This window comes from Geminocystis sp. NIES-3708 (genome assembly GCF_001548095.1).
In the GTDB taxonomy this organism is placed as follows: Bacteria; Cyanobacteriota; Cyanobacteriia; order Cyanobacteriales; family Cyanobacteriaceae; genus Geminocystis.
Genome location: NZ_AP014815.1, coordinates 2782554 through 2797951 on the forward strand (window position 1 = coordinate 2782554; position 15398 = coordinate 2797951).

Here is a 15398-nt window from a genome sequence, read left to right on the forward strand (position 1 = left end):
GTTACGATTACAGAGTGTATAGAGATAAAGTGAGAATAAGGAAAAAGTTGAATGGAAGAATATAATAAGTCAATTTCTTTTTTTGAAGGAAGAGATATAAAGATTAAGGTAGGATTATTAGCACCTCAAGCTGGTGGAACGGTTTTAATTCAAGCAGGTGAAACCGCAGTTTTAGTAACAGCAACTCGTACAAAAGGAAGAGAAGGCATTGATTTTTTACCTTTAACCGTAGATTATGAAGAAAGATTATATGCGGCTGGACGTATTCCGGGTGGATTTTTACGTCGTGAAGGCAGACCTCCAGAACGAGCAACCCTTACCAGTCGGTTAATAGATCGTCCTTTACGTCCTCTTTTTCCTTCTTGGTTAAGAGATGACTTACAAATTGTAGCTACTACCTTATCTATGGATGAAGAAGTACCACCTGATGTTTTAGCAGTTACGGGTGCATCCATCGCTACTTTAGTCGCTCAAATTCCTTTTTACGGACCAATGGCGGCGGTAAGAGTAGGATTAGTCAATGATGAATTCATTATCAATCCTACTTTTCGAGAGATCGAAAACGGTGATCTTGATTTAGTAGTAGCTGGTACTCCTGATGGTATCGTAATGGTAGAAGCAGGAGCAAATCAGTTACCAGAGCAAGATATTATTGAGGCGATCGAATTTGGCTATGAAGCAATTTTAGAATTAATTCAAGCTCAAAAAGATCTTATTCAAGAGTTAGGTATTGAAATTAAAGTCGAAACTAAAGAAGAAGATAATCCTGCGGTAGTTAATTTTATTAATGAAAAAGCGAGTGAAGAAATTAAACAAGTTCTTTCTCACTTCGACTACGATAAAAAAGCACGTGATGAAGCCTTAGATGCTATTCAAGCTACTGTACAAGAAGCCATTAATGCTTTAGGGGATGATAATGAAATTAAAATTGCAGTAGCAGACAACTCGAAACTTTTACCAAATCTATTCAAATATTTGACCAAAAAACTTATGCGTCGTCAAATTATTGAAGATGGTGTAAGGGTAGATGGAAGAAAATTAGATCAAGTTCGTCCTATTTCTTCTCGTGTGGGTTTATTACCTGCTAGAGTTCATGGTAGTGGTTTATTCCAAAGAGGTTTAACTCAGGTACTTTCGATCGCAACTTTAGGCACATCAGGAGATGCTCAAGATTTAGCTGATGACTTACACCCCGACTTTGAAAAACGTTACCTCCATCACTATAATTTTCCACCTTATTCCGTCGGCGAAACTAAACCTTTACGCCCCCCCGGAAGAAGAGAAATCGGTCATGGTGCTTTAGCAGAAAGAGCTATTACCCCTGTTTTACCACCTCAAGAAGACTTTCCTTACGTAATCCGTGTGGTATCTGAAGTATTATCTTCCAATGGTTCAACTTCTATGGGTTCAGTATGCGGTTCAACTTTAGCTTTAATGGACGCTGGAGTACCTATTACTAAGCCTGTAAGTGGTGCAGCGATGGGATTAATCAAAGAAGGAGATGAAGTGCGTATCTTAACGGATATTCAAGGCATTGAAGATTTTTTAGGAGATATGGATTTTAAGGTAGCTGGTACTGATAGCGGTATTACAGCTTTACAAATGGATATGAAAATTAGTGGTTTGAAAATGGAAACTATCGCCGAAGCGGTGAAACAAGCCAGAGAAGCACGTTTACATATCTTAGGAGAAATGATGAAAACCATTAACACTCCTCGTCAAGAATTATCACCCTATGCACCTCGTTTGATGACGATGAAAATCGATCCTGACATGATTGGTTTAGTTATTGGACCAGGTGGTAAAACAATCAAAGGTATCACTGAACAAACTGGTTCAAAAATCGACATCGCAGATGATGGAACAGTAACTATTTGTGCAGTACAGGCGGAACGAGCACAACAAGCTAAACGTATCATTCAAACCATGACTCGTAAACTCAACGAGGGTGATGTGTATTTAGGGCGTGTGAGTCGTATTATCGATATTGGTGCTTTTGTAGAAGTTTTACCTGGTAAAGAAGGCATGATCCATATTTCCCAATTAGCTGAACATCGTGTGGGAAAAGTGGAAGATGAAGTCACTATTGGTGATGAAATTGTGGTTAAAATTCGTGGCTTTGATAATAAAGGACGTTTAAACTTAACCCGTTTAGGTATTCATCCCGAACAAGCGGAAGTTGCTCGTCAGGAATCACAAATTTAAGTGATCAATAAATAATAAGTAATAAGTAATATCACATTTAATCATAAAATTAACTAATGAGTATAGGAGTTATGAAAATAGGAGATGATAAGATAAGTCAACTTAAACTATTTGCAAATTTAAAAGTTACGATCAAATTAAAATTGCACCGAAAATGAACTAATAACACTAAAAGATTGACTAGGGTCGATTCCTATTTGATTTCCCATTATTCATTGAATATAATCAGCATTAGAAATATTTTTGAAGTTGAGAGCAAAACGGTAGTTATCACGGCGATAAAAAATAGTTGCGTTATCTATTAAATAATCTCTAATTTAGAATAAGTAGCGACTTTAATTTCATTATTATTTGTGAATTTATTTGTATTTGTATTTTATATAATATCAATTGTTAATTATTAAAATATTGAAAATCTAATATACTAAAAATATTATTTGTATTTGTGTTATCTTGTGGTTAGTGATAGGCAATAGTTACACTAACTTGATGGTTTTTTTTGATCATTAATTCTCGACAAATTGGCGTGACACTTAGAAATTAAGTCAAGTTATGTGGCTTTTTTCTTTTAATAAAAAAACAATCAACAGTATTCTAATTCAAATAAAATTTCTTGATTCATAGCACAACCTACTAAACTCTACACCCAACCGACAATGATGTCGAAGATGAGCATTCTTACTTTGTATAAGTTATAAAGAAAATCAAAAATTGCTAGAGAAATTTAGATGTCGCCTCCTGCTTCTAAAAATTTAATCATTAACGTTCATTTGCCAAAAATAGTTGCAAATAGTTTGTAATTAATTAAGAGTATTGACATACCAGTTTTTAAATATTAAAGCAAATAAATTTTAATAAAGTTGTCAATATTAGTTACAAAAAGAGTTAAAAAGTCAATTGATATAGTGAATTAACAATATAATTCTGAGATTGTTACTTTAAGGCAAAATATAGTTGAATCCTTTTTATGGAAAAATTTTTACGTCAAATTAGCTTTTATTCCAAAATATGAATTCTTTTTTTACTATGAGGAATACAAAGGGGAGTATGACTAATAGGATCAATAATAATCTGACAGGATAAATCAAATACCTCCCTAATAATTGTGGAAGTCATTACCTCTTCTGGTTTTCCTTGTGCATAGATATAACCCTGTTTCATTGCCACTAAATAGTCTGCATATCGAGCCGCTAAATTCAACTCATGTAAAACAATAATAATAGTGCGTTGCAGTTGATGATTTAACTCTGTAAGTAAATCTAACACCTCAATTTGATGAGCTAAGTCTAAAAAAGTTGTCGGCTCATCTAGTAGTAGTATTTCCGTATTTTGAGCTAGTGCCATAGCAATCCATGCCCGTTGTCTTTGCCCTCCTGATAAAGTATCTAAATCTCTATCGCTCATTGATGTTAAGCAAGTAATTTCAAGAGCTTGATTTACTTGTTTTTCATCTTCTACAGTCCATTCTTGCCACCATGTCTGATGAGGATAACGCCCTTGTGCAACTAAGTCTTTCACTGTTAAACCTTCAGGGGCGTTAGGATTTTGAGGAAGAAGACCGAGGGTTTGTGCGACTTTGCGACTAGGCAATTGATGAATTTCTTTTCCATCTAAATATACCATTCCTTGTTGGGGATGAAGAATCCGCCCTAATTCTTTTAGTAAAGTTGATTTACCGCAACCATTCCCACCAATAAGAATAGTAATTTTACCTTGAGGAATTTCTAAATTCAGGTTTTCGATAATAGTAGTTTTTTGATAAGCAAGGGTTAATTGTCGGGCGGAGAGTTGTTTCATAAGATTATTTTCAATTGATTACAAAATGTTAAGAAGTAGTAACATCATCTCAAGGAAATCCAATAATAATTTTTATTTGTTTTAGAAATAAACTAATCTCAAAAAATAATCACACTCTGAAGATATGATTCAATTAAAGTTTATTTTTTCAGTCAACCATTAATTTAAAAAAGATTTTTAACTTTTTATCAAAAAATTTCTCAACATCTATTTATTTATTAGTTTATAATAAATAGGAAAGATTATCAATAATTGACAGCTTTCGATGGATGCTCCAGTAATATTTGATCCTAATATCATTATCCTTTTACCAAATCATCGCCACAAGAGTGAAAGAATTGTCGATTGGAGTGAGTTAACTTTTGAAACTAATAATGAAGAAACAATTATTCATTTTTCCCCAAAATTAGGGAAAGGATACAATCGTCAAATTAGTTTGAGGGGAAGATTAACAATTGAGATTATCGAAGCACAACTGAAAGAAACAATGTATCTGCAAAGAAAGCATGAAAGTAATTTTCCTTTCACATCACATTTTTACCTTTCTGGGATGTCCACAGTAGAAACTTTCAATACATCTGAAATTAAACCAAGTTATATCGAATCAACTGGGAAAAATTATCTTTATCATTTACCTGATTTAAGAGAAGTGGAAAAATGGTCTTGTAACACAAAAATTAGAGTTATAAGTATTTACGCACCTGTAGATTATTTTCAAGGTTTTTGCATAGGAGAAAAAATTAATTATAATCCCATTTTAAACTTAATTAATGGCGATCGAACCTCGAAATTTCATTTACCATTGGGGGAAAATAATCCTCAAATATTAAAGGCATTATCTCAAATTTATCAATGTCCTTATCATGGTTTAACGAAGCAATTATATTTAGAAAGTAAAGCCTTAGAACTATTTGCTTTGCAGTTTAATAGTTGCGATTCATCGATATTTATCCCTCAAAAATTAAGTCTCAAAAAAGATGATCTCGATCGAGTAGAATATGCCAAAGATATTTTAATTAAGTCTTCTCTTAATCCTCCTTCCTTAACAGAATTAGCCAGAAAAGTAGGATTGAACGATCATAAATTAAAACAAGGATTTAAGCAATTATTTAGCACAACCGTATTCGGTTATTTATATAACTATCGCATGGAACAAGCCCAACAACTACTCAGAGACTCTAACTTAAGTATCGCTCAAATTGCCACTAGGGTAGGCTATTCCAACCCAGAAGCCTTTAGCACTGCCTTTAGACGCAAATTTGACCAAAGTCCAAAAAATTATCAATTAAAAAACTAATAGTTACCCCATGAATAACATTACAGTAAGTCAAAACATTAACCCCATCGTTAAACAATATTCTTGGCAATGGAAAAACTCAGCCTATAGTATCACCTTTGAAACCCAAGGAGAAGGAAAACCCATACTATTACTTCCTGCTTTTAGCACCGTTTCTTCTCGTACAGAAATGAGAGGTATTGCTCAATTATTAAGCTCTCAACATCAGACAAATTCTCTTGACTGGCTTGGTTTTGGAGCATCTGATCGTCCTCCTCTTGACTATAACCCAGAAATTTATGAGCAATTATTGGTGGATTTTATCACAAATAACTTTAGTGAACCTGTAGTTATAATAACTGCTGGTCATAGTGCGGGATACGCCCTTAAATTTACTCAGTGTTATCCTAATTTAGTAGATAAAATAATTTTAATTGCACCGACAGGAAAAGGCCCTTTAAAAGTTATGGGTTTTCCCGATAATGTCCGCAAAATAGTTAAAAACCTAGTCTATACTCCCATAATTGGACAATTTCTTTATTATCTTAATACCACTCCTGCTTTTTTACGTTTCATGTATCGCCGTCATGTTTTTGTAGATGAAAGTAAATTAACTCCCAGTTTTATTAAAGAGAAACAAACTATTACGCAACAAAAAGGAGCTAGATTTGCCCCCTCAGCTTTCGTAACAGGAAATCTTGATCCGATAAACAATTCCCAAGAGTTTTTAAACCTAATTTCTCAAATTCAAAAACCAATTTTAAATATCATTGGTAACGATTCTCCTCCTTATTCCCTCTCACAAATGAAGGCAATCTCTCAACTAGATAACGTAAAAACAGTTACCTTGGAAGGCACATTAGGAATGGCAGAAGAATTTGCTAATTTAATTGTGCCTAGCATCAGAGAATTTATTTAATCTATCTCTCGTTAACTTATTCCTGACTGCACTGCCCAAAGGCTATGATAAATCCCCTCTAATGCTAATAATTCTTCATGTTTCCCTTGTTCGACTATTTGCCCTTTATCCATCATATAAATTCGATCGCAATTTCGTATAGTTGAGAGACGATGGGCGATGGCAATAGTTGTTCTGTCTTTCGTAATCACCTGTAAGGATTTTTGGATAGCGGCTTCGGTTTCGTTATCCACTGCGGAGGTAGCTTCATCTAAAATTAAAATAGGGGGGTTTTTCAGGATAGCACGAGCGATGGCAATGCGTTGTCGTTGTCCTCCTGAAAGTTTTTGCCCTCTTTCCCCCACGATGGTATCGTATCCTTGGGGTAATTGTTGAATAAAGTCATCACATTCTGCTAATTTAGCCGCTTGGATAATTTCTGGTAAAGTAGCGTCAAAGTTGCCATAAGCGATGTTTTCCGCAACCGTGCCATGAAATAAAAACACATCCTGACTTACCCATGCGATCGCCCTTCTGAGATCATGTAAATATAATTCTTGGATATTAACACCATCAATGGTAATTTCTCCGTGATCAATTTCGTAAAATCTCAGTAATAATTTAACTAAAGTGCTTTTTCCTGAACCCGTTGCCCCGACAATACCAATATTACTTTTCGCTTGAATGTGCATTGATAAATCATTAATAATATTAGTTCGATCTCGATAAGCAAAACGCAAATGAGAGAGGTTAATTTCTCCAGAAATTTGTTGAATAGGAAAAGAGAGATTTCCTGAATGAATGACAATAGGGCTATTTAATAAACCCATCACTCGGCGAATAGATGCCATAGCTCGTTGATATTCGTCAATTAACTGACTTAATTCTGTAAAAGGCCATAATAAATCTTGAACGATAAACACCATAAAACCATATAAACCGACATTAAGACGATCGTTTAGCACTTCTAAGCCACCCAGATAAAGAACTGTGACAAATCCGAGTAAAATCATAAAACGGATTAAAGGTTGAAAAGCAACACTTAGTGCAATAGCACGCTGATTACTACGGCGATAGGCTTCGCTTTCTTGATAAACTCGATCGGACTCATATACTTCTGCCGTAAAACTTTTGATAGTAGCGATACCTGAAATATTATTAGAAAGTCGATTACTTATCGATCCTGCTTTCTCACGAACTTGATCATAGCGATCTCCTAAACGTTTTTGAAAGCTCATTGTACCCCATAGTATAGGGAAAATAGGCAACATAGCTAACCAAGAAATTTGAGGGGCAAGAAGAATAAAGCTCAATCCCACCGCCGTTACCCGAGTGAAAAAGCTAATCAACTCCTGTGCACCACGATTCAGAAAACGCTCTAATTGATTGATGTCATCATTAAGGATAGAAAGAAGTGTACCAGTGCTTTTATCTTCAAAATAAGCTAATTCTAATTGTTGTAAGTGATTGTAGGTGTCAACTCTTAATTCATGTTGTAAAGATTGAGCTAAATTATACCAGAGGTGATCGGCACCATATTGACTTAAAGACTCCATCCCCCAAGTAATAATAGTAATTATAGACAAAAGTAGTAATTGATTAGCAGGATTGATAATACCTAAACTGGCAAAAAAAGACTTTTCTCCCTCTACTACAATGTCCACGGCAACCCCGATAAGATAAGGAGGCGCGAGATCAAAAAGAGTACGAAAAATAGAACAGACAATAGCAATTATAAATGGCGATCGATAATGCTTGGCACGAAATAAACTAATAAAGGAATAAGATTTACTCATAAAGAATGATTAATATAACGTTATGGATTTAATTGCTTTTAGCAACGAATCACCATCACCCCTCGCTTTCGGCCTCTTCCTCATTAACAGAGCTTGAGAGGCTTTGTGGGGGAATTTGGGCAAAAATCGCAGACTGTAAATGTTCAGGTAGTTTTTTCCAAGGGATATTACCTTTTTTACTATCGAGATATAATTGCAGAAATTCTATCAAGGGGAGACTGCTTTCTTCTGGGGTAAGATTGATAAATAAATAAGTAGGTTTATCTGCACTAGCAACGGAGACAACGCAACCATGATCGCACGCCCATAAACAGCCCACCGATCGAATTTCTATCTCATCATCGAGGAATTGTTCATCGCATAAAGCGTTTAATTTATCAAGAAAAATGTCACCATCAAAAGGGGGATTTTTGGGGCGCTCTTGGGATGCACGATGACAGGATTTACAGACAAATAAAGTATGTTTAGCCATAATTTTAAGGAGTATTTACAAGATATTTTTCAAGATCATTAAGCACTTCATGGGCGCCAAAAATATTAAGCCCACGCCACACGGAAAAATCCACGACATATACTTGATTATTTTGTACTGCTTTGACTTTTGACCATAAAGGCTTTTGTTGTAGTTTTTCAATCACCGATCGATCATCTTTTTTCAATGGTGCGACAAAGAGAATATCACTATCAATGGTAGGTAATATTTCCTCAGAAATGGGCAAGTCAATATTCCCAGAGTCGGTAAACAGAGGATTTAAAAAGCCCAACTCATGTAAGATACCACCAGCAAAGGATTTTTGACGAGTAATGACGATTTGGCCGTCAGCGACATACATAAATGAAATTTTCGGAGGGCGATCGCCCATTAAACCTTTCAATTCTCGAATGCGATGATCATAATCATCTATTAATTGATTAGCCTTTTCTGTGTGATCAAAAACCCTTCCGGCATCGTGAATATGTTGTTTCCAGTTGCCTCTCGTTTCTTGCCAAGGCAAAATTACAGTGGGTGCAATTTGTGATAGATTGTCATAGATTGGCTCAAACCATGAATGAGAAATAACGAGAATTAAATCGGGTTTAAGAGATAATAGTTTTTCGAGATTAGGTTGACCTGATGAATTACGCAAAACTTCTATATCATCGGTTTTATTCTGAAAATAGGGAAAATCATCTTCAATTTCAGTGGTTATCCAAGTGGCGATCAGTTTTACATCCAAAGCCAAAGCAACAGCAAGAGAGTTAAAATCGAGAGTGACAATTCGTTGAGGATTAAGGGGGATACAAGTCTCACCCCTAGCGTGTTGCACTACTCGACAATCTTGATTTGATATTTGAGAATCTTTAAGACTGTTATCAACACCACAAGATAACGCCAAAAATATCAAAATTCCTGCCAAAAATGATAGAAAAACTGGAAACCCTTTGCGTCTTTGTCTCCCCCTTTGAAAGGGGGGTGAAGGGGGTACGAGATATTCTCCCATAACTTTATTTTCTATCTAGTAAGTATTTTTCAATGTCATCTAACACAGCATCACTGGCGAGAAAATCAAAACCGTACCAAGTCTGAAAATCCACAGGAAACACTTGATTTTGCTTTACTGCATTAACTTTAGACCATAATGGCTTACGTTTAATTGCTTCTAAAGTAGAGCAATCATCTTTTTGATAACACCCAATGAAGATAACATCGCTATCAATTTCAGACCAACTTTCTTCAGAGATAGGCAAAGCTAAATCGTTGGATGACTTAGGAGATAGCAGTCCAAGATCATTTAAAATTGTGCCAGAAAAAGAATTTTTTTGAGTAAGATAGACTCCTCCATTCCCAACATAGATAAAAGAGGCAAGAGTCGGCTTATTTTGTAACATCTGTTTTATTTTTTCTACTCTTTGGTAATAATTGATGAGAAGTCGATCGGCAATCTCTGTTTTATCAAGAACTTTCGCCGTTTCTTTTAAGTGTTGTTTCCAATCCCGTGAAATCTCAGCCCAAGGAACTAAGACAGTGGGGGCAATGTGGGATAATTGCTGATATTGCTCTTTTGAAGAAGGATCGGAAGGCGTAATAATCAAGTCAGGCTTAAGTTGTAAAATTGTTTCTAAATTGGGTTGGCTAGTGGAAAAACCATGTAAAACAATTCCGTTGATTTTGTCTCTTAAATAAGGAGGCATTTCTGATAGGCTTTCTGTAGGAGACCATATAGCAGATGCGATCGGCTTAACTCCTAAAGCAAGGGTATCTCCAAGACTAAGTATATCTAGGGTGACTATTCGTTGAGGATTTAAAGGGATGCAAGTTTCTCCCATAGTATGGGTGACTATTCTACAATCTCCATTTGATGCCTGAGAATGAGTAAGTTTATTGCTATTACCAAGACTACAAAATAGAGTAGAAAATATGAAAATTGCCGACAAAAATAGTAGAAAAACTGGAAACCCTTTGCGTCTTTGCGAGATACTCTACCCTCCTTAAAACTTCCATGAAATAGTCCCCTGTACAGTAAATGGCTCAACCGGAGAAACTCGCAATCTGCCAAAAGCATTCTCATAATAATTCACATCAAAAAGATTTTTGAAATTAAGTGCCGCCCGAAATTGATTTTTTTCGTAAAAAATGGCTGCATCAGTTCTAAAATAGCTAGGAACTTCAAACGTATTTTGAGCATCTCCTGCTCGATTATCCACATAAAAAAGCCCTAAACCAAAGCCTAAACCTTCTAAATTGCCTTCCTGAATTTGATAAGTTGTCTACAAACTAAAAGCATTGGGAGTTGTTCGTTGTACTCGATTGCCTAAAGGGATAGAGTTATCTTCTGTCACTTCTGCATCGTTATAGGCATAACTGGCAAAAATATTCCAACCGGGTAAAATCTCTCCTGCAACACCAAGTTCTACCCCTTGACTACGTTGCTCTCCTGTTTGAACAGAAAAACCGGGGTTATTGTTATCGGCGGTTAAAACATTGGACTGAGTAATATGATAAAAGGCTAAAGTTGCCGAAAGTTTATCGTGTATATCACCTTTGACACCAATCTCAAACTGAGTGCCTCTTGTGAGTTCAAAATCGCTACCATCAACGGCTTGACCGATCGCCGGTTCAAACGATCGACTATAATTTGCATAAAGAGAAATAGGTTGTATGGGTTTATAAACAATGCCAACACGAGGACTAAAAGCACTCCCAGACTAATTGGTTTGGGTATTAGCGAGAAAATCTTTATAGGTTTGCTCAAAGGTATCAAATCTACCGCTTATCAGGAAAATCAAATTATCGGATATTGTTACCTGATCTTGTAAGATAAACCCGAGTTCATCGGTGACGGTATTGTCATTATACTCAAAAGTAATTGCTCCGGGAGATTGGCCATAAATCGGATTAAATAAATCAAGAGATGCTAATTCCCTATCTACACCACTAGAATCTACCGTTTGTCTGCCTAAATCAAAACCAAATAGTAATTGATGTTTCACTGAACCAGTGGCAAAATTTCCCACAACATTGGTTGACATCCTCGAATCTCGTTGATCATAGTCTGCGGTGAAATATCTTCTTAGTAAAGTACGATCGTCTGGTAAAAGTGCGGTAGGAAAAGTTCCTCCATTAGGATAACTGTAAGAGGAAAAATATCTTGTGTGTTGAAAAGCATTTCTGATTGACCAATTTTCGTTAAATTCATGCTCTAAGGCGTAACCAATTCTTGAACCATCTGCATCGAGAGTCCCTTCATTTACGTTGCGATTTCGGGGGATTTGACCATTGGGATTAGATTCGATCGTACCCACCACAGGCAAACCAAAACTGATTCTAGTAAATTCTAAATCCTTATATATCCCTTCGATCGTGATTTTGGTGTTATCTCCCAATTGTACAGATACAGCAGGAGCGATTACTAAATTTGTTGTATTACTAAAGTCAGTAAAAAATCCTTGATCTCGATAAGAAGCATTCAACCGCCCTAACACTTTCCCCGTATTATCTAAGGGGCCAGATATATCTATTTCTCCACGATAAAAGTTATAATTACCGAAGGTTGCCTCCGCAAAATAGTAAGGATTGCTCAAGGGTTGTTTAGTAACGAAATTTACTGTACCATCGGGGGATGATGAACCAAAAAGAACGGAATTAGGCCCTTGAAGTACCTCTATTCTATCAATGCCCGTCAAATCAGCCCCTAAAGTAGAAGACAAAGAATCTTTAAAACCGTTAAGAGTGGGAGATGTAAAAAATCCTCTCACTTGTATCCGTAATGTATCAAAATTAGTAGGGGAAGAAACACGAACCTGAGGGGGCGACAATGAAGGTAAACAGACGATGGCATAAGAGATTGAAGCTGGTAATCTGGATAAAAATAAGATGTTTTTAGTTTTTATATTAATTACTATAGAAAAAGATGTTTCAACTTCCCCAATTTTATCAGGAGTATTTAAAAAAACAGTTTAATTTACCTCAATATTTAACTCTTTGTCTTTTAGTTAATTTACTTCAAAATCTTAAAACTGTTAGGTTAGAAGAAATGGCAAAACTTTTTCCTTATCCGATTAAATTAAGAAGTAGAATTAAAAAGTTACAAAGATTTTTAAGTCTGAAAAATTGGAAAGTTGAAACCATATGGTTTCCGATTTTAAAATCATGGATTATGAACCAATGGGAATCAAACAAAGTAATTTATTTAGTCATGGATAGAACACAGTGGCAAAACATTAATATATTGATGGTAAGTTTAGTTCATCATCAAGGAGCTATCCCTGTATATTTTATCTGATTAAATAAAAAAGGAAGTAGTAATTTATCAGAACAAAAACAAGTATTAGAAGCAAGTATTAATTTATTAATTGAATATAAAATAATCGTTTTAGGAGATAGAGAATTTTGCTCTGTGGATTTAGCAAAATGGTTATCAGTAGAGAAACAGGTTTATTTATCTCTACGTTTAAAAAAGAGTGAATATGTGGAGTTAGAAACTGATATATGGTTTCGATTGAGTGAATTAGGTTTATCTCCAGGATTCTCCGTATATTATCGAGGAATAAAAGTTACAAAAACCAAGGGATTCTCAGGAATTAATTTAGCAGCAAAATGGAAGAAAAACTATAGACATAAATCGAGTAAACAGCCATGGTTTATTCTCACAAATTTAGAAAGTATGTCGGAAACAATCTCTGCTTATTCCAAAAGAATGGGTATTGAAGAAATGTTTAGAGATTTTAAATTAGGAGGTTATAACTTAGAAAGTACAAAACTTGAAAATGAACGACTAATTTCTTTAATTATACTGATAACATTATCCTATAGTTATTCAACATTTATAGGAGAAGAAATTAAAAGAAAAGGAATAAGTGAATATCTAGTTAGACCCACAGAAAAAAGAAGAAGATATAAAAGATATAGTGATTTTTCTATTGGTTTAAATGGGATAAAATGGCTAAGTGAAATCTGCTTTTTTCAAGAACAATTAGATAAGTTAACCTCTTTATTTCCTCAGAAACAGTCCTATTATCGTCAAGGTATGAGGGCTATTTCCCTTATCCAATCTGCATTCTGAATGTTCTGTCGCACCCTCAGCTCCTCAAGGGAAATAGAGAAAGCTCCATAGGGTGCATCTTGACTTTGTGATGTCGGGCGTTTTAAACCAGCATCTTCTAAAATTAAACCAGCAAAGGAATTTTTAGCATCAATGTGGATTTGATCTCGTCCAAAATAAATAAATGATACCGTTTTATCTTGATAGCGGTCGCATCCCATCAAATCAATCGAAGTAAAACTTAATTACTCTTAGTTATCTGTGCTAATGGTGTTCAGGTGTTCTTTACTTTTCACAGACTGCTAGGGTTGACTAAACCATAATAGTCAAAAGTATAGATATGATCGCTTTTTACTGCTTTTAATTCACTCTAAAAAGGCTCTTTTTCAACTATTCTAAAATTTTTTTAGGGTAATTATAATTTTATCTATTACTACCAAATATATTTTCAATAGTTATAGCATTTAAAGATATTTAGCAATTATTTTGAATAATTTGAATTGATAAAATAAACAATTTGGACACTATTTTTTGCTCTAAGTATTAGTAATAATAAGTCGTTAATTTAGACAATAGTGGTGTTAGAATTACTATCACTAGAAAAAATCATGCCTCTTCCGTTCTTTTTATTATACTCTAACTAATTGCATTAATGGTTCAAATGAATATAATGCTGGTTTTCTTCCTGATGCTTCTTCTAAAACTTTAAGCAAATCTTCCTCCACAAGTTTTCGGGTGAATCTAGCTGCTGTAGCACTGGGTATCCCACTATTAGAGGTAAATCTATTATTTCTGAATACAGGATTTCTAAATATGTAATCTAAAGCATTAACGCTCCATTTTGAAGATAAAATTTCTGCAAATATTACTTTCATTTCTTCATATAAATTTTTAATATTTTCTGCAATGGTTAAATTTCTGATGGCTTGTTTTGCGATCGCCTCTAGGAAAAAATTACACCATCTTTCCCAATCATTATTTAAAGAAACATTCCTTAACTCATAAATATATCTATCTTTATTATTTTCTAAATAGGAACTGATATAAAAATGAGGCTCAGAAATTGCTCCGAAATGCCATAACATTAAAGTAATTAACATTCTACCAATACGTCCATTACCATCTTTAAAGGGATGTAAGGCTTCAAATTCTATATGTGCGATGGCTGTTTTGACTAAAATAGGGTGTTGATTATCGTTAATATACTTAAATAATTGATCTAATCCATCTTGCAATTTTTCTGGGCTAATAGGAATAAATGAGATATTTCGTTTCCAGTTATCCCCAATATAATTTTGTTCATTTTTAAATTCTCCCGGAGATTCTGATGCACCTCTTCCAAATGATAATAATCTTTGATGAATACTTTTAATTAGAGATTGAGTTAAAGGATAACCGTCTTGTATTGCTTTTTGAGCCGATTTCAATGATCTTTGATAAAGAAGTGTCTCAATTACTTCTGATCGCACATTTTGAGTCAATTCTGTTTCATTATTATAATCAGCTTCATATTTTAAAATTTCATCCATAGTGCTAATAGTGCCTTCCATCCTTGAAGATATAATTGCCTCTTGATTTCTCAAAGGTGCAAGTAATATTTCGCTATTGTGCATATTTTTCAGCATTTGATCATATCTGGCAACCGCATCCGTTGCTTTAACTAATGACATCACAAATTTTTCATAGTCAAGATGATGGGGAGGAAAGCGATCATAATGATAGTTTACTGCATTACTCAGGTTATATTTCATTAAATTATGATTATCGAGCTAGATATCAATATTTTACTAAAAATTAACATTGAATCATTTAGATATAAATATTTTAGCTATAATGAGAAACAAAATAGTTTAATGTGAATAGATTTATGTCAAAAATGCTTGTCGATCGAACTTAGCCAATTT

11 protein-coding genes and 2 pseudogenes are annotated in these 15398 nt (G+C 34.5%); 5 read left to right on the plus strand and 8 right to left on the minus strand.

The window, feature by feature from the left end; translation table 11 throughout:
- Positions 1-51 precede the first annotated feature (51 nt).
- Positions 52-2205, plus strand: coding sequence for a polyribonucleotide nucleotidyltransferase (locus tag GM3708_RS12250; protein ID WP_066347361.1), 2154 nt, complete (start codon positions 52-54; stop codon positions 2203-2205).
- A 996-nt stretch (positions 2206-3201) separates the two neighbouring features.
- On the opposite strand, the gene GM3708_RS12255 is transcribed toward GM3708_RS12250, so the two are convergent.
- Complete coding sequence (locus GM3708_RS12255) at positions 3202-4002, minus strand: ABC transporter ATP-binding protein (RefSeq protein WP_066347364.1); 801 nt, start codon at positions 4000-4002, stop codon at positions 3202-3204.
- Between the two features lie 265 nt (positions 4003-4267).
- On the opposite strand from GM3708_RS12255, the gene GM3708_RS12260 reads away from it, so the two are divergent.
- On the plus strand, positions 4268-5299 hold the full coding sequence (locus GM3708_RS12260) for an AraC family transcriptional regulator (RefSeq protein WP_066347367.1): 1032 nt from the start codon (positions 4268-4270) through the stop codon (positions 5297-5299).
- A 10-nt stretch (positions 5300-5309) separates the two neighbouring features.
- Positions 5310-6197, plus strand: coding sequence for an alpha/beta hydrolase (locus GM3708_RS12265; protein WP_066347371.1), 888 nt, complete (start codon positions 5310-5312; stop codon positions 6195-6197).
- Between the two features lie 11 nt (positions 6198-6208).
- Here GM3708_RS12265 and GM3708_RS12270 read toward each other — a convergent pair whose 3' ends face one another.
- The 5 genes and pseudogenes from GM3708_RS12270 to GM3708_RS18045 form a co-directional block, all read right to left on the minus strand.
- Entirely contained in the window at positions 6209-7972 is a 1764-nt protein-coding gene (locus tag GM3708_RS12270; RefSeq protein WP_066347378.1) for an ABC transporter ATP-binding protein, read from the minus strand.
- A gap of 55 nt (positions 7973-8027) precedes the next feature.
- Positions 8028-8444, minus strand: coding sequence for a DUF1636 family protein (locus GM3708_RS12275; RefSeq protein ID WP_066347381.1), 417 nt, complete (start codon positions 8442-8444; stop codon positions 8028-8030).
- Between the two features lie 4 nt (positions 8445-8448).
- Positions 8449-9453, minus strand: a complete 1005-nt coding sequence (locus GM3708_RS12280; protein WP_231932935.1) for an iron-siderophore ABC transporter substrate-binding protein — start codon at positions 9451-9453, stop codon at positions 8449-8451.
- A 4-nt stretch (positions 9454-9457) separates the two neighbouring features.
- The gene (locus GM3708_RS12285) at positions 9458-10279 is read right to left on the minus strand and encodes an iron-siderophore ABC transporter substrate-binding protein (protein WP_066347384.1); all 822 of its coding nucleotides are present in this window, start codon (positions 10277-10279) and stop codon (positions 9458-9460) included.
- A gap of 162 nt (positions 10280-10441) precedes the next feature.
- A pseudogene (locus GM3708_RS18045) lies at positions 10442-12268 on the minus strand (TonB-dependent siderophore receptor).
- Positions 12269-12363: 95 nt separating this feature from the next.
- On the opposite strand from GM3708_RS18045, the gene GM3708_RS19420 reads away from it, so the two are divergent.
- Both GM3708_RS19420 and GM3708_RS19425 read left to right on the plus strand, forming a co-directional pair.
- The gene (locus GM3708_RS19420; RefSeq protein WP_231932887.1) at positions 12364-12735 is read left to right on the plus strand and encodes a hypothetical protein; all 372 of its coding nucleotides are present in this window, start codon (positions 12364-12366) and stop codon (positions 12733-12735) included.
- A 15-nt stretch (positions 12736-12750) separates the two neighbouring features.
- Positions 12751-13515 (plus strand): annotated as a pseudogene (locus GM3708_RS19425) (IS4 family transposase); the annotation flags it as partial.
- Here the strand turns inward: GM3708_RS19425 and GM3708_RS12305 are convergent.
- Together GM3708_RS12305 and GM3708_RS12310 are read right to left on the minus strand one after the other, a co-directional pair.
- Complete coding sequence (locus GM3708_RS12305; RefSeq protein WP_066347390.1) at positions 13473-13715, minus strand: hypothetical protein; 243 nt, start codon at positions 13713-13715, stop codon at positions 13473-13475. The pseudogene GM3708_RS19425 and the gene GM3708_RS12305 sit on opposite strands and share 43 nt — an antisense overlap.
- 408 nt (positions 13716-14123) lie before the next feature.
- The gene (locus tag GM3708_RS12310) at positions 14124-15245 is read right to left on the minus strand and encodes a Fic family protein (protein WP_066347393.1); all 1122 of its coding nucleotides are present in this window, start codon (positions 15243-15245) and stop codon (positions 14124-14126) included.
- Positions 15246-15398 lie beyond the last annotated feature (153 nt).